The sequence below is a fragment of the Rheinheimera soli genome (assembly GCF_031457405.1).
In the GTDB taxonomy this organism is placed as follows: domain Bacteria; phylum Pseudomonadota; class Gammaproteobacteria; order Enterobacterales; family Alteromonadaceae; genus Pararheinheimera; species Pararheinheimera soli_A.
Genome location: NZ_JAVDWR010000018.1, coordinates 57,479 through 72,634, shown reverse-complemented (window position 1 = coordinate 72,634; position 15,156 = coordinate 57,479). Strand labels below are relative to the sequence as shown.

Genomic DNA, 15,156 nt, shown 5'->3' with positions numbered 1-15,156 from the left:
GACTGGAAACCGGCGATGAATCAGTTCATCATCATGTACGGTGATCGTGTATCACTATGATAAACAGCCACTTACACAGAAAATTTTACATACTCATTAAATACCGCAGTTTTAATGAGGCTTTATGCTGACCCATTCCATTACCTTGTATCTGGCGACAGTGCTGATTTGGGGTTCTACTTTTTTTGCCATTAAGTTTCAACTTGGCGATGTGCCGGAAATGTGGTCTATCGCCTATAGGTTTGGCCTGGCTGCTTTATTACTCTGGTTCTGGTGTTTATGGCGTAAATTGCCTTTGAGCTTTAACCGCCGCCAGCATGGCTGGATGGCGCTGCAAGGCTTATTTTTATTTTGTTTAAACTACCTGCTGATTTACCTGGCTACCTCTGATTTAACCAGCGGCCTTATTGCTGTGGTGTTTTCCAGCATAGTATTGATGAATATCCTCAACGGCGCTTTGTTTTTTGGCCGGCCTGTGGAAACAAAAACCTTGCTGGGTGCATTATTAGGTATTTTGGGTATAGCTTTTGTATTCTGGCCAGAACTGGCGGGCCTTGAAGGTAACGGTTCAGCCTTTTGGGGATTATTACTGAGTATTGCCGGCACTTACATCGCCTCGCTTGGCAATATATTGTCATCCAAAAACCAGCAACAAGATTTACCTGTAGTCCAGACTAATGTTTTTGGTATGGCTTATGGCGCTGGCATGATGGCCCTATTGGCTTTAACACAGGGCATTATGCCGGTCTTTACTACCTCTGTCAGTTTTAGCCTGTCCTTGCTGTATTTGTCCTTGTTTGGATCTGTACTGGCTTTTGGCGCCTACTTAACTTTAGTGGGCCGCATAGGCCCGGCAAAAGCGGCCTACACTATGGTGTTATTCCCTATTGTTGCTTTAGGTATCTCCACCTGGTTTGAAAACTACCATTGGAGCTGGTCAGCTCTTGTTGGCGTTTGTATTGTGGCTTTGGGCAATTTAATTATTTTGTTGCCAGCGGCTAAGTTGAAGCGCTTATTCAGACTCTGACTCACGCCTTTGCAGTTCAAAATCAAACCGGGATTCTGAGCACTGCTACCCTGTTAACTTAGGTATGATTTTCTTTAATATGCCAGCCGAGAAGTAGACAACAAAATAAATAATCAGCAGATGCCACAGAAGTTGAACCAGAGACAAGGTAAAACTAACTCCACTCAGTGGATCGGTAAACATAGCATTTACGCCATTGTATAGAGTCAGCAAGGAATTCGGAAAAAGGGAGCTGTACACGTAATAACTAAACCAGATATAGAAAAGTAGCATGCCTGAGGCATAAATTAGTATAGGTTTGGATATATGGCTGTCTTTCTCTTTTACCCTAGTGAGCAACTGCTTTGGCTGAAAAAAAAACAGCTTAATAACATCATAAGCCACATAACGAAGATTTTTGACGTTTAACAAGTCGCTGGCAATCCAATACCCATCCATACGAAAAAATGGATTCAGATTAAAAAAGCTATACAAAGCCAGCAGCGCAGAAGCAGACAGAAATACAAAGTTATCGGTGGATAGATAAAGCAACCACAACAAAACACCAAAAATGCTTTGAAAATAACCTCCAGCACAGTCAATGATCACTCGTTTTCGCCTGCCAAACTGCCATGCTTCTGATAACTCGGCATAAAATACAATAAAATAAATATACCAGCCTACTCCTATATCTACACGACGACAGCCATATTTGTAAGCGGCAGCAGCATGGCCTAATTCATGAAATACCAGACCCAGGCTAATTAACGCTATGACATAGAGGCTATCAAGAGGAGTTAACAAAACTGTCTGTTGCACAAACTGATCGGAACTAATAAACCAGGCCAGGTAAATAAGACTGCCTATAAAAGCGACTAAGGTACATGCTGCAACTTCTTTTCTGAACATCAGCAGCAATGGTCCTGTAATAGAGTTCACTATGCTGTAAGGCAGCAGTCTTAGTTTAAATTTTAGAGAACCACTATTATATGCAGGCTCAACTGCTGAACCATCCACCGGAAGTAAAATATTTTTTTCTACTAAAAACTGCTGAAAAAACGCGTCAAAATTGGCTTTAGTCAGATACTGTTTTCCAACGGCAAAAGCCTCAATGTCGTCTTTGTCCTGAGCGGTTTTACAGTACTCTATTACTGCGGCTATCGCAGAGTTGACGACATAACTTCTGCGCCTGTTGCCTATTTGCACAGTGCAAAGATAATCGTCACTATTTTCTACTGCAGATAATTGCAGATTTTTATTGGGTCGGTATATCACCATAGGCTCACTGAAAAAAGGAGTTCGTTAGAACTCCTTTGTCTTTACGAAGATGATTTGATGAATACTAATTGTCATCAAATCTCTAAACTATAAGCGGAAAATGTTACTGCTGTGGCTGTGGCGGGCTCGGATCTTCTCCGCCGCAACCACATCCGCCACCGCCGCCACCGCCGCCACAAAGACCAAACTCTACGCGTTCCTCTAATTCAGTAATTTTTAACTCGACCAGGATATTATTTTCCATATTATTTTCCTTTTTTTGATGTTCCCCGTAAGGGTGTTTATTAGTTACCTTATACTTTCATATAAAGGTAGTAACTAATTCTTTACTTACTAACTCATTGATAAGTCTTACTTTCAGTTGATGTTCATCATCCTGATCTAACCAGCGCCTGATTTCACCTGCTGTGCCACCTTCACGAAGAAGATGACTAAGCTCTTTTGACCAATGAGGTAATTTGAATGCGGTTTGTTTGTCCAGATGAAGCAAGAGAATATCGTCGCCTTGTTGCACCAGCCGCACATTTTTCTGATTCAATCGTAGCCCTGCTCTCTCATCATAGACTGGAGCAAGATCGGGATCTGTATTGTGCTCTGAAGCCATCCATCTGTGACAACAGCTAATATATTCCCAATCTTGTGGCCGTTTTTTTACCTGAGTTTCCAGTTGCTGGTACAACTTCTGCATCAGATATGGATCTGCTGCTAACAATTCACCTGCTGTGATGCAATACCTATCTTCATCACCTGGTTGTTTCAGACTAAAAAGAGGCAACACTGGCAATTTGAATGTTGCAGCCAGCCGGGATATTCCTTCTTTCACCTGAACTTGCCGGCCAAAAAATTGAACAGCAACCCCACCTTCTTCGACATGAACGCCATCTGGCCCCATATTTCCGTCGACATAAATAGTGATCAGATGCCCTTTTCGCATTTGTTTGACCAACTGCTTACCCACTGAAGGGCTATCTACTTCCACTAAGTTAAAACAGTCAGCAAACTCTGCCGGAGCTATGTGTTTTTGCTGGTAAAAATCCCAGTATGCTTTTCCTGCGATAGGAGCCACCACAGGAACACCACTGCAGGCTAAATCAACAAGAATGCTGCGATGCAGACCAAAATGGAACAATGCCAGAATAACGCTACCATGCTGCTGCCGGATTGAGGCTATGTGCTGGCATACTTGCTCCCACCCCATATGCTCTGGGCCAGGTATATCAGCTTTATTTTGCCCGGAAAAATGCTCAACCAAAAAAGCCAGCCTGTTATCAAATTGAACAGTGCAAAATTCTCTGAGTTTCTGATTTTCATCCGCAAGCTTGTTTGCAATTTGTTCAGGAATATCTAACAAAGTCTGATAGTTAATTGATGAAAAAAAATTTCTGTCTAGTTCCACATACATCACCAGATACAAAACAATAACTTTTTTTACCACTTAAATTCATTTAGATCAATAACGGGAACTTATTCCAACCAAAATAGTTGTAACAAAATGTTCCGATCTTTCGCTAATTGTTATTACAGAGTAGTTAATGCCATACTGAGAGTTGTCAGAATTTAGATGCCTGACTATACCTAATACCTGATTCTTCATCAGAGAAAGCTGACCATGCGATGGATTGTGGGTGTTTTTTTGTTTCTTATCAGTTTCTCAGTTCAAAGTCAGGCGTTGCGGATCATCACTGTGGTGGAGCCTCCAGCCAGTTATCTGGATAGCCACGGCGAACTGACAGGTTTTTCTGTCGAGGTGGTACAAGCTATTCAACGCAGCCTGAATGACGAAACTAAAATCGAAGTTATGCCAGAAGCCCGTGCTATTTATATTGCCCGCACTGAACCTAATGTCCTGCTGTTCAGCTTTTCCAGAACAGAACAAAGAGAAAAAGAGTTTTATTGGATTGGACAGCTGGTTGTTAAAACCTCATCAGCCTACACTCTGAGCTCAAATCCTGTGCAAATTCAAACGCTGGACCAATTGCGGAAGGTCAAAGCCATAGGTGTGGTTCGGGGGGACATCAGAGAAGAATGGTTACTGGAACAAGACTTTAATAACCTGCATCCTTCAGTCAACCATCAGCAAAATATTCAAAGATTGCGTTCAGGTCGACTGGATTTAATCGCTTACGAAAGTCAGGGAATTCAGCATTTGTTGTGGGAAGAAGGCTTGCAAATAGATGATATTAAAGCCGTGTATACACTCAGAACCTCGGAGGTTTACCTGCTGATGTCTAAATCAGGCACAGACCAAAAATTAATGCAAAGCTGGAAATTAGCTGCAGAGAAATTCCGGCAAAGTGGTCAGCAGCAGTTTATCGCGGAAAAGTGGCAGCTGATTTTAAAGCATTACCACACTATTAATACCGAAGCTCGCGACGGTATTTTGCACTTCGAGTAACTGGAGGCTATTGATCTTTGTATGAAAAGTAAACGGCATAGCAACAAGGTATAATAGTTTCGCCAAAAATAAAAAACACCACTTAGATCGGACATTGCTATGTCAAGGATAACGCTAACAGATAAAGTCTGGGAAACCCAGGGCAAGAACGTGAGTGCTCATATTTTGTTTGTACTAGCCCAGACCTGAGCAGACAGTTACCAGTTTTGTGTAGGTCCGTCAGTATTTTTTGATCTGGCTCAGCTTTTCTTATCAGCCTTCTGGTTATTTCAGCCGCTTTATGGCAGTCTTCGGCTTAAATCGTCAGCTGGAATTCAATTGTAATGCGCCCGATATCAGAACTCATTGATGAAAGTAAAAAATTAATAAGCTCAGGAAACTTTGAGGCGGCGCAACATAGTTGTGAGCAAATACTTCGACTCAATGCAGCAGAGCCTTCAGCTCTAAGAGCCTTATTGCAAGTACATGTGCAAGCTAAACAATTTGCAAGGGCTCTGTTTTATTGCGAGTCATTGTTACAGCTCCAGCCTGCCGATATTGGCTTACACCAGATGTTAGCCGATTGCCTGCAAAAAGTATGTGAAGAAGACCCATCGGGTCAGACATTAGCGACCCTACTTGAACAATTGCCCGCAGCCTACTCCAGCCGCTTATTATATGGCCGCCAACTTGAGTTAAAATCAGCTATGTTTGCCGCTGGCCGCGAATATCTGATTGCACTGAAAACCGCCAATGCCAGAGGGTTTTGGCTGAATGCGGCTTCTACCGCTCCCTGGTGTCGTAATTTTGTCTCTTATGCTATGGGGTTTATTGAAAAGTACAGGATCAATCTGAGTCATCAGTGGCTAGAGCCTCTTTGGCAACGTTATGGTCGTGCTGAACTGGCAAGAATTAGCAAAGCCATTCAGATGTACACCGGAGAGCGGGCTTTAGAATTTGCTGATCCACGTCAGACACCAAACTTTCTTTATATACCGGATTTACCTATAGCTCCGGTCTTTGACCGTGCTGTATTGCCTTTTGCCGAACGCTACGAAAGTCAAGCGGCAGTTATAAAGACAGAACTAAAGCAGTTGCTGTCAGACAATAATGATTTCCGGCCCTTTCAAGAGGGTGAAGCCGGTGAGGGTCTGACCCAAGGCGGTGCATGGGATGCCTACTTCTTTTATCGTCATGGTCAAACTTATACTGAGCATCTGCAAAAATGTCCTGGCACAGCCGCAGCTTTAGCAGAACTTCCTTTGGTTCATGTGGCAGACCATGCCCCTGAAGTTTGTTTCTCTCTGATGCGCCCGGCTGCTCATATACTGCCACACCGGGGTGTGACCAATAGCAGAGCTGTGCTGCATTTAGCTCTGGATATACCACCGGAATGCAGATTGCATTTACCTGGTATCACCGAACTTAGCTGGCAGGAAGGAAAAACTTTTGCTTTCGACGACACCTACTTGCATGAAGCTTGGAACCGAAGTGATAAAACCCGCGCAGTAATTCTGAGCGATATATGGAACCCCTACTTGCGTCAGGAAGAACAATTAGCACTTACTGAACTGATAGTGCAGATTGGTTTATTCAACAAGCAAACAGCCGCAGTACCTCTTTAAGCACTTAAAAGCTAAGAATGTGTAGAGGTTTGGGGGATGAGTTATGTTTACACTGGAGCCGCCAGACAACCCCAAAAGGCGAGAACTGACACGAACGCCTGTCAGGTTTTATTTTTAATGCAGAGCAATACTAAGCCCTTCTGTCCAGTAAGAATACCGGACAGAAGCCTATAGGAATATATTCACGGCGAGTCTGCATGAACAATGCCTTTCCCGCAGCAATCTTCGGCAGCCTTTGAATAAATAAGCTGTTTTATTCACGACTTAGCTTATCTGATTGGCCATAGCTCAATCAATGGCTGTCTGAACGAGCTGTATCAGATCTGACCCATATAGTCTTTTTTGCCTACTTCAACACCGTTGTGACGCAACAAAGCGTAACTGGTGGTGACGTGGAAATAAAACTGTGGCAAACCGTATTGAGCTAAATATTGAGTACCGGTAAAACGTTTCTCTTTTGGTGTACCAGCACGCAATACAATTTCTTTTTCTGCGGCATTGGCAAATTGCTCTGCACTTAAGGTATCAAGAAAAGCCAGGGTTTTATCCAGACGTTGCTGCAGTTCAGCAAAGCTCTGCTCAGTGTCTTCATACCCCGGAACTTCAACACCAGCTAAACGGGCCGATACACTTTTAGCAAAATCAGCGGCAATTTGTACCTGACGCAGCAGCGGAAACATATCAGGGTATAAACGCGATTGCAGCAACACTGCATCGGCTAAATCTTTTTGCTGGCTGAATTTTTCAGCTTTAACCAACAAGTCTTTTAAGCTGGTGAGAAACTGTTTAAAGACCGGAACTGACGCGCTGTAAAAAGATAAACTCATGCTTTTTGCCTCATTTAAACCATCCTGCCCTTTGCAAGGATCTGATGACTGAAATGGGGATGCGAAAACCTATTACAAGGCTTCGAGTTGCTGAAACAACAAATCACAGCTGTGTTTTAACTGCTGTAACTGCTCTAACGGCAAGCCTGACTGTTGAAAAATAGTTTTTGGAATATGGCTGGCCTGGGCCTTTAACAACTGCCCCTGCTCAGTCAGGCGAATATGCACTACCCGCTCATCTTGCTGGCTGCGGGTTCGGCTGACGAAGCCTTTGTTTTCCAGCCGTTTTAACAAAGGAGTTAAAGTGCCTGAGTCCAGATGCAGTTTTTCACCTAAGTCTTTGACATTGAGTTCAGGTTGCTGCCACAACACCAGCATTGCCAGATACTGCGGATAAGTCAGATCTAAAGGTTCCAGCAATAAGCGGTAACTGCGCACCAGTCGGTGGCTGGCGCTGTAGAGTGAAAAACACAGCTGTTTTTCTAATACTAAATAATCGTCGTTTTCTGGGATCATCAGATAGCCGGACTCAATTGAATTGCGTGCAATATACTTCAATCCGGCCTGAAAAAGCCAGTTAAGGCAAACGTGAAGAATGCGATGCCTGTAGCTGCCATTGTTTATTCTGATAAAACCAGACCCGGGTAAAGCGGAATTCGCCCTGCCACTTTTTACCTGCTGAAATGCCTTGTTGCTTAGTGCGTCCTGTGACTAAAGCTGTATTCTCAAAACAGCGGATATGCACATCAAAGTTTTCAATTTGAGTGTTTACTCTGTTGCTGCTGGCTAAATCCTGTAAATAACTTTGTTTATCTTCCACTCTGCCATCGGAATGAGTCAGTACAAAGTTGTCCGACAACAAAGGAGCCAAAGCTTTTACATCAGAATGCAAACGGAACTGGTTCCATTGCTGATCGGTGCTGCTATCAAACTGGCCTGGGCAGGAAGCCCATGCCATGCCGGAACAACATAAAACAACAATAGCTATACAACGCATAATCAACCCTCAAGGATAAAAACATCAGTTTGTCGCCATTCGCAGAAATAATCTGTGATGAATTGTCAGCGCTGCTTAGCCAAAAATCAGCTGCCAGAAGCTGGGTTTCCGATGCTTATGGTATTTTTTTCGCAGTTCATCCATTTTCAGCAGTTGCTGCTTCGCCCCTTCCAAATTCTGCTGCTCTAATAACAATTGGGCCTGATCCACTTCAACAGCCAGTTCTTTTAAACCTTGCTGGTACAGATCTGCTTTATCCGCCTGAAATTTGCCTTGCTGCGCCTGCTGCAATTGAGTCTCAAAACTGGCTAATGCCAGCGTCATCTGTTCCACCGACTGCGCTTCTTTGGCTTGTTTAAAGTTCAGCGCCATTTGCTTCATGGTTTTTTCCATATCCACATCATTCGCAAAAGCAAAGCCACAAAACAACAAGCCTGTGATCACCACAAAAATTACCGTTTTCATCAAAAATCCTCAAAAAAATGCTGGAGTATTATAAGCAAAATATCCTGCTACCGGGTTTTTCTGATCTGATATGCTGCGACTTACCACCAAATACTGAGCTTATAACGATGAAACTTCCGATTTATCAGGTAGATGCTTTTACCGATCAGCTATTTAAAGGCAATTATGCCGCTGTTGTGCCTCTGTCGCAGGCCGTTAGTGATGAACTGATGCAGCAGATCGCCACCGAAAATAACTTATCTGAAACCGCTTTTGTATTGCCTTTGGCGAAAGATCATTACCAGATCCGCTGGTTTTCGCCTGTTACTGAAATTGATTTTTGTGGTCATGCCACCTTAGCTGCAGCTTTTGTCTTGTTCACTCAAAGCAACAGCACAACCCTTCGCTTCAGTACCCTGGAAGTAGGCGATTTAGTGGTGAGCCAGCAGGCCGATGGCTGGATCCAAATGGATTTCCCTAAGCGCCCTGCCAGTCCGGTCAAAGCACCGGATGCCCTGATGGCTGGATTATCCATAGCTCCGGCTTTGGTGTTGCAAAGTGCTCAGGCCTATTTTGCGATTTATACCGATGAAGAGCAGGTAAAGCAGCTAACGACCAACAGCCATGAACTGAAAAAGCTGGCGCCTTATGATGTGGTGGCCACAGCGCAGGGCACAGATTATGACTTTGTTTCACGTTATTTCTGGCCTGCCAATGGCGGTGATGAAGATCCGGTAACGGGTTCCATTCATGCGGGTTTAGTGCCTTATTGGGCAGAACAACTTGGCAAAACTCAGTTGATGGCCTGTCAGGCGTCGGCACGAGGGGGCATATTGCGCTGTGAATTGGTAGGTGAAAGAGTACTGGTTTCGGGTCAGGCAAAACTCTATTTACAGGGAGAGATTTTTTTAGCTTAACCTGTCATTGTGATAATAAGGGGCAGACAACTCTGCCCTTACTAGTGTTTTAATCAAATCGCTGGAATAAAACTGCTTAATAAACCAATAAGGCCACCAAAGACGCCACCCCAAACGACCAGCCAGCCTAAATGCTGACGGATCATCTGCTGCACTATGTCTTTTACCATTTGAGGTGTCAGTTCAGCTAAACGAGCTTCGACTACAGCGGCAATTTTAGGCTGCAGCAGATCAATAGTATCGCCCTGATGCAACTGGTTTTTAAGTTGTTGTTGTACTTCCGGGCTGTCTGCCAGCTCGATTAAAGAACGGCTCAGGTTTTCGATAAAAGGCTCTTTTAACGGCACTAACATCTGAGCTCCGCCAAACATCGCCAGCATGCCGCCTAAGGATGATTTTTGGACAGTCTCAAGCAAGGCATCAAAGGCGGGTGATAAGTCGATAGCTTCAATCACAGGTGCCAGTTTTAAGCTAACTGCGTCTTGCTCATGTTGTTCGGCAAGCAAACGCTGCAGATTTTCTTTGCTGAAAAACTGGCCCATGATCAGATCATAAATACCTTGTTTGAATTCGCTGAAACGCGCAGGTATGACCCCAGACCCGTACAATAAAGGCACTTTTTCAAACAACATATGAATAGCCAGCCAGTTGGTCACAGCACCGGAAAAGGCAAACAACCCAATAGCCCATAACCATGGCAAAGCGAAAAACCAGCCGGCAGCCATCAGTACTAAAGACAACAGATTGGTTAAAAGACTTTTATTCATCAGAACTCCATACAAACAGCGGAAATGGCAGCGATTGTAATCAGTGTACAGAAGAACAACAAGATCAGGATCTTAATGCCTGCGGATGAAGGCGCCGCGACCTGATCCAGGGATCTGTGGCCAACGCCAGAGTATCAAGCAGGGAGCACCGCAAAACTTTCAAGCAGTAATACAAAAGCACCCGTCAGTACAACGGCAAAGCCCAGCCATTGCCGAATAGTTTTAAACAGTGTGTTGGGTGTTTTTTGTGGCTTGGGTTCTGTCATCAGGTATATAGGCTTCAGTAAAAACAACTAAGATGATAATAATTCCCATTTGCAATTTAAGCAACAATTTCTGCTTTTCAGGCTTTTTTATACAAAGTCAGCAAGCGCGCAATAAACTGTACACCTGACCGCAGTTGCTGCTCTGAACTGTTGGCTAAGCCTATCACCAGACCAGTACGCGCAGGCGCTGCAAATACATAACGACTCAAAGGCTGTACTCTGTAGCCTGCTTTTAACAATTCGGCCGTGAACTGCTGATCTGCCACTTCATAGGGAAACTCAAGGCTGATATGTAAACCGGCATAACGGGCGTGTAACTTTGCCTCTGGCAGAAACTCCGCAATAAGTTGCAAACAAAGCTGCTGTTTGTGCTGGTACAGCTGACGCATTTTGCGCAAATGCCGGCCAAAATGCCCTTCAAGCATAAAATCCGCAGTCACTGCCTGAGGCAATAAAGCTACGTCGCCATACAGAGCCTGTAATAAAGCGGCCGCTTTCGCGGCCCAGGGTTTGGGTAACACCAGATAACCTAAACGCAGTGCAGGAAATATGGTTTTACTAAAGGAGCCGACATAGATCACCCCTTGTCCCTGTGCCAACCCCTGCAAGCTGGCAATAGGTCTGTGTTTAAACTGGAACTCACTGTCGTAGTCGTCTTCAACCAAAACGCATTGCTGCTGTCTGGCCCATTCAAGTAAATGCAATCGCTCTGACAGCGGCATAATACCGCCCATGGGGTATTGATGAGCCGGAGTCACAAACAAGGCTTTACAGCCGTTCAGACGAGGGAGATCAGCAGTGGCAAGCCCAGTGTCTGAACTGGCATCAATATAATGAATATCGGCTTCAGATAACTGCAATGCCTGCCGTAAACGGGGATAACCAGGCGATTCCATCGCCACTTTATCCCCAGCCTGACTCACCAGCTTAGCGGCAATAAACAAAGCTGCCTGAGCGCCTGGTGTGATCAAAATACAATCTTCATCACAAAGCACCTGGCGGGACTGACGTAAATAATGATTCAGCGCCTGGCGCAGTGGTAAATACCCCATCGCATCCGCCATACCGGCTAAAGCACTTCTGCCACTATGACGTTGGGTTAACTTTTGCCACAAGGTAAAAGGAAAAGCCGACAAATCAGGCACTCCGGTTTGCAGCAAACCCGAAGCAGGACCGGTTTTGGCTGTAACCCCATAGTCAAACACTGTTATTTGAGCTGGTGCCGGCGCCACTTGTGTATGCATACTTGCCTGAAAAAATTGATCCGGAGCCACAGCCAGCACCAGATAACCCCGGCCTGGTTGGCCCAACAAATAACCTTCAGCCACCAGTTGTTGCAACACCTGATTGACAGTATTGCGGCTTAATTTTAAATCCAGAGCTAATTGACGGCTGGAGGGCAATAAAGCCTCTACAGGCCACTGCGCTGTCAGCAGTTTTTCGCGTAATGCCTGATACAACTGCTGTTGCAGGGAGCCTTCACCGCTCAGAAAAAAACTTCCAAGTTCTATACGCAAACTGGATCTCTCACTTTAACAAAACTGGCACTTTCTATAGAACCAGTTTAGCGATAAAACAGCGTCTTCTACAAGCGAAGAGGAATGTATATGCTGAGTTATCAGGTGGAATCCAGTTTTGATTTAGAAGAAATGCTGACTTTGTATAAAGCCTCTGGCATCAACAGGCCCACAGAGGATAAAAGCCGTATGGCAACCCTGCTTTCCAGCGCGAATTTACTGCTGACAGCGCGGCAAAACGGTCAATTGGTTGGCTTAGCCCGCTGCATGACAGACAAAGCATGGGTGGTCTATATCTGCGATTTATTGGTCGATAAAAGCTTGCAGCAGCAGGGTATAGGTAAAGAGTTGTTACGTCAGGTGCAAGTAGTCACAGGGCCACAAGTGCAGCAGTTATTGCACAGTGCCGAAAGTGCGATGAGCTATTACCCCAAAGTGGGTTATCAGTTATGCCACAACGCTTTTGTAGTTAAAAGGGAAAGCTAAAACACTATGTATTTACCTAAACACTTTCAGAGCGAAGATTTAGATCAGATCCGCTCCTTTTTACAGCAGCATTATTTTGGTTTGCTGTTAAGTAACAGCCCGGATTTGTATTACAGCCCTTTGCCATTTTTAATGGACTGGCAGGACGATCATCTGACTGTATTTTGCCATCTGGCTCGCAATAATCCGCAGTTAAAGCAGCTCAATGAACAGCAGGTGCAGATTGTGATTATGGGGCCTCATGCTTTTGTCGCAGCAGATTGTTATGGCGATGCGCAGGCTGTTTCAACCTGGAACTACAGCCTGGTTGAACTTAAAGGCACAGCTTTTACTTTAGATAAAGAACAAACTCTGGCCTTAGTGCGAAAGCAGGAAAGTTTTTCCGCACCAGACATGCTGCAATCTGCGGATTATCAGCAAAAGCTGGTGAACGGCATTTGTGGTGTGCGAATAGAGATCAGCAGCATGATTGGAAAAATGAAACTCTCGCAGAATAAATCAGCAGAACAGCGGCAAAAAGTAGGCGACTATTTACAGGCGACGGAGCAACCTCAAAGCGTCTGGCAACTGATGCAGCAGCTGGCTTTGTATCAAAAAAACTGACATCGAAAAACAAGCAAGACAGAAGACAGCTGCGGGTTCATCGACTGCCTTGCTTGAGTACTGGCTAAAATCAGTAACTATAGATGAGTAACAACACAGCGGCCTAGTTATAACCAAGCTCGGCACAGTGATCTGTAGTGGAGTCATATCCTTTGGCTTTCACTGGCTCAGACTCGGTATCACACCAGACTAAACTTAAAGCCCGGCGCTCTTGCTGGGTTAAATCTGTATTGTTCTTGCTAGCGTCAAAGCTAAAGGGTTGCGCACTTTTCTGTTGTTTGATTGCACTCATAAGATGCACTCCTGTCTTTTTACTTAAGCTAATACCTTGTGGTATTGAGACTGCCACGGGGTAAGATCTAAACTTCATTACAGCCCCCACTAGCAGGTGGATTTTTAGTTTGCGCCTGTAAAGATGAGCCTCAGCTGAACTGAGTGGTTGTTTTTTGATCACTATTTTAACTCCTTTTCAAGCCCGCCTTTTCTGCGGAACAGCTTTAAACAGCAGTAAGCTGCCATTCAGTTAACCAAGGTACACTGCCGCCTTATGTGAACCGGGCAACTTCCGGTATCTGTTTTAAAGAGGGATCATAACAATGAAAATTAAATTAACTCTGGCCACCTTAGTAGTCGCAACATTAATGGCAACTACTGTTGCTCAGGCCGGTGAATTTGTACCAGCCGCAGGTGTTGGCTCTCAGTACGGCGACTTAGGCGGTAAATTTATGTACCGCGAAGATAATATGGCGGTTTACGTCGGTGTAGGTATTGGCGGTGCAGCTGTAGGTTTTCATATAGCGCCATCTGCAGGCAGTCAGCACGTATTTGGTGCTCAATATGCGTCAGGTTCCGATGTATTTGATAGCAAAGCTTTATTACTGGCCACTTATGATTACCACTTCAGTGGTTTCAGCGGTCGTGGCTGGACTTTAGGCGGTGGTTTAGGCACTGCAGATTACGATGGTGGCCGTCGTGACGGCGACAGCAGAACTGTGGCAGTCTTTAACGCTGGCTATAAATTCTGACATTCTTGTTCGACTAGCGCATTGAAGTTGAGGCAGCCATTTGGCTGCCTTTTTTATTCGCCGCCATCCATGGCGCTCACCCTTTTGGCCAAAGCTTCGCGTTGTTAAAAAAACATTCCCGTGTTTTTTTCGGTTATAAAAACAGCTTGCTGTATTCTGCCGGCATTTGCTCTATAGGTTTGATCAGTATGCCTTTATAGAACAGTTCAGCTGCTTCACTTTGCAGCTGAATTTTGCCTTCAATTAAAGGTTCAGTTTTACCTTCTGGCGTGACATATCTGGAATTACGCAACACCATCACCACATGACCATTCACTATATGCAGACTTTGACCTTCAAAAGTGATCAGTTCCAGCGTGTTCCACTGCCCTGCCGGTTTTTCGTGATTGTCTTTACGCAGCACAAAGCCCTGTAGCTCTTCCCCTTTGCCCACTTTTATAAAGGGCTGAGTCTCATCGGCCACCGCATTCATAATTGACTCAGGTAAAAAAGCCCTGACATCAATAGCAGACGTGGCTTGTTGCCAATAATCGCCGTTATGACCTTCCATGATTTGAAACTCCTGCGACAACATCCAGGTGCGGAAATACTCCTGACCATGTTCACCATTGGCATGATACAAAATACCGCTGTCTTTGAGTTTATTCAGACGTGGGGGCCATTTTTTATCACCCCAACGAAATTGCAGTTTTAAGTGATAATTTTTATAGGATTTTTTACTGGTCACAGCACCATAAATTTCACCACTGACTCTCAGCACTGGCTCATTGTTTTCTTGCTGCATAGTAAAAACTTTATGCTCGTCATTGCCCTTATTTAAACCTATAGGAGCTATAGGATTTCCCTGCTCATCTTTAGGCACAGAACCATCATAAGACTCTTTATGCTTATAGCTTAAGTAGGTATCCCACTGGCTCAAATCTTTATCCAGTAAGGGTTGCCAGTCAGCAGCGACAGCTGAATAACTACACAAGACGATAGACAAACACAGGAATTTAAGTTTCATAGCTTTTATCCAATAGTG

General features: G+C 44.5%; 18 protein-coding genes. 7 read left to right on the top strand and 11 right to left on the bottom strand.

What is annotated here, in order from left to right:
* Positions 1-124: 124 nt before the first annotated feature.
* Positions 125-1,027: a DMT family transporter gene (locus J2W69_RS17735; RefSeq protein WP_310280972.1), complete on the top strand. Its 903-nt coding sequence runs from the start codon at positions 125-127 to the stop codon at positions 1,025-1,027.
* Between the two features lie 45 nt (positions 1,028-1,072).
* Here the strand turns inward: J2W69_RS17735 and J2W69_RS17730 are convergent, their stop codons facing one another.
* The 3 genes from J2W69_RS17730 to J2W69_RS17720 form a co-directional block, all read right to left on the bottom strand.
* Positions 1,073-2,284, bottom strand: a complete 1,212-nt coding sequence (locus tag J2W69_RS17730; RefSeq protein ID WP_310280970.1) for a M50 family metallopeptidase — start codon at positions 2,282-2,284, stop codon at positions 1,073-1,075.
* Positions 2,285-2,387: 103 nt separating this feature from the next.
* Positions 2,388-2,528: a hypothetical protein gene (locus J2W69_RS17725; RefSeq protein WP_310280968.1), complete on the bottom strand. Its 141-nt coding sequence runs from the start codon at positions 2,526-2,528 to the stop codon at positions 2,388-2,390.
* A gap of 57 nt (positions 2,529-2,585) precedes the next feature.
* Positions 2,586-3,719 carry an LpxL/LpxP family acyltransferase gene (locus J2W69_RS17720; RefSeq protein WP_310280966.1) on the bottom strand — a complete coding sequence of 378 codons (1,134 nt, stop codon included), beginning with the start codon at positions 3,717-3,719 and terminating at the stop codon, positions 2,586-2,588.
* Positions 3,720-3,893: 174 nt separating this feature from the next.
* Between J2W69_RS17720 and J2W69_RS17715 the strand changes: the two genes are divergently transcribed.
* Both J2W69_RS17715 and J2W69_RS17710 read left to right on the top strand, forming a co-directional pair.
* Entirely contained in the window at positions 3,894-4,679 is a 786-nt protein-coding gene (locus J2W69_RS17715; RefSeq protein WP_310280964.1) for a substrate-binding periplasmic protein, read from the top strand.
* Positions 4,680-5,002: 323 nt separating this feature from the next.
* Positions 5,003-6,283: an aspartyl/asparaginyl beta-hydroxylase domain-containing protein gene (locus J2W69_RS17710; RefSeq protein WP_310280963.1), complete on the top strand. Its 1,281-nt coding sequence runs from the start codon at positions 5,003-5,005 to the stop codon at positions 6,281-6,283.
* 317 nt (positions 6,284-6,600) lie between these two features.
* Here J2W69_RS17710 and J2W69_RS17705 read toward each other — a convergent pair whose 3' ends face one another.
* The 4 genes from J2W69_RS17705 to J2W69_RS17690 all read right to left on the bottom strand — a co-directional run bounded on the left by J2W69_RS17705 (position 6,601) and on the right by J2W69_RS17690 (position 8,572).
* Positions 6,601-7,110 carry a DUF1993 domain-containing protein gene (locus J2W69_RS17705; RefSeq protein WP_310280962.1) on the bottom strand — a complete coding sequence of 170 codons (510 nt, stop codon included), beginning with the start codon at positions 7,108-7,110 and terminating at the stop codon, positions 6,601-6,603.
* A 72-nt stretch (positions 7,111-7,182) separates the two neighbouring features.
* The gene (locus J2W69_RS17700) at positions 7,183-7,626 is read right to left on the bottom strand and encodes a MarR family winged helix-turn-helix transcriptional regulator (RefSeq protein WP_310280961.1); all 444 of its coding nucleotides are present in this window, start codon (positions 7,624-7,626) and stop codon (positions 7,183-7,185) included.
* A gap of 61 nt (positions 7,627-7,687) precedes the next feature.
* On the bottom strand, positions 7,688-8,107 hold the full coding sequence (locus tag J2W69_RS17695; protein WP_310280960.1) for a nuclear transport factor 2 family protein: 420 nt from the start codon (positions 8,105-8,107) through the stop codon (positions 7,688-7,690).
* A 75-nt stretch (positions 8,108-8,182) separates the two neighbouring features.
* Entirely contained in the window at positions 8,183-8,572 is a 390-nt protein-coding gene (locus tag J2W69_RS17690; protein WP_310280959.1) for a cytochrome b562, read from the bottom strand.
* A 107-nt stretch (positions 8,573-8,679) separates the two neighbouring features.
* Between J2W69_RS17690 and J2W69_RS17685 the strand changes: the two genes are divergently transcribed.
* Complete coding sequence (locus J2W69_RS17685; RefSeq protein WP_310280958.1) at positions 8,680-9,468, top strand: PhzF family phenazine biosynthesis protein; 789 nt, start codon at positions 8,680-8,682, stop codon at positions 9,466-9,468.
* A 53-nt stretch (positions 9,469-9,521) separates the two neighbouring features.
* Here J2W69_RS17685 and J2W69_RS17680 read toward each other — a convergent pair whose 3' ends face one another.
* Both J2W69_RS17680 and pdxR read right to left on the bottom strand, forming a co-directional pair.
* Positions 9,522-10,235: a DUF445 domain-containing protein gene (locus tag J2W69_RS17680; RefSeq protein ID WP_310280957.1), complete on the bottom strand. Its 714-nt coding sequence runs from the start codon at positions 10,233-10,235 to the stop codon at positions 9,522-9,524.
* Positions 10,236-10,578: 343 nt separating this feature from the next.
* On the bottom strand, positions 10,579-12,018 hold the full coding sequence (gene pdxR, locus J2W69_RS17675; protein WP_310280956.1) for a MocR-like pyridoxine biosynthesis transcription factor PdxR: 1,440 nt from the start codon (positions 12,016-12,018) through the stop codon (positions 10,579-10,581).
* A gap of 90 nt (positions 12,019-12,108) precedes the next feature.
* Here pdxR and J2W69_RS17670 point away from each other — a divergent pair, with 90 nt between their 5' ends.
* Both J2W69_RS17670 and J2W69_RS17665 read left to right on the top strand, forming a co-directional pair.
* A complete protein-coding gene (locus J2W69_RS17670) occupies positions 12,109-12,504 on the top strand; it encodes a GNAT family N-acetyltransferase (RefSeq protein WP_008897710.1) in 396 nt (131 codons plus the stop codon).
* A gap of 6 nt (positions 12,505-12,510) precedes the next feature.
* A complete protein-coding gene (locus tag J2W69_RS17665; protein ID WP_310280954.1) occupies positions 12,511-13,107 on the top strand; it encodes an FMN-binding negative transcriptional regulator in 597 nt (198 codons plus the stop codon).
* A gap of 103 nt (positions 13,108-13,210) precedes the next feature.
* Here the strand turns inward: J2W69_RS17665 and J2W69_RS17660 are convergent, their stop codons facing one another.
* On the bottom strand, positions 13,211-13,399 hold the full coding sequence (locus J2W69_RS17660) for a hypothetical protein (protein ID WP_310280952.1): 189 nt from the start codon (positions 13,397-13,399) through the stop codon (positions 13,211-13,213).
* A 304-nt stretch (positions 13,400-13,703) separates the two neighbouring features.
* Here J2W69_RS17660 and J2W69_RS17655 point away from each other — a divergent pair, with 304 nt between their 5' ends.
* Positions 13,704-14,132, top strand: coding sequence for a hypothetical protein (locus J2W69_RS17655; RefSeq protein ID WP_310280950.1), 429 nt, complete (start codon positions 13,704-13,706; stop codon positions 14,130-14,132).
* Between the two features lie 133 nt (positions 14,133-14,265).
* On the opposite strand, the gene J2W69_RS17650 is transcribed toward J2W69_RS17655, so the two are convergent.
* Positions 14,266-15,138, bottom strand: a complete 873-nt coding sequence (locus J2W69_RS17650) for a 3-keto-disaccharide hydrolase (protein ID WP_310280949.1) — start codon at positions 15,136-15,138, stop codon at positions 14,266-14,268.
* Positions 15,139-15,156: the final 18 nt, after the last annotated feature.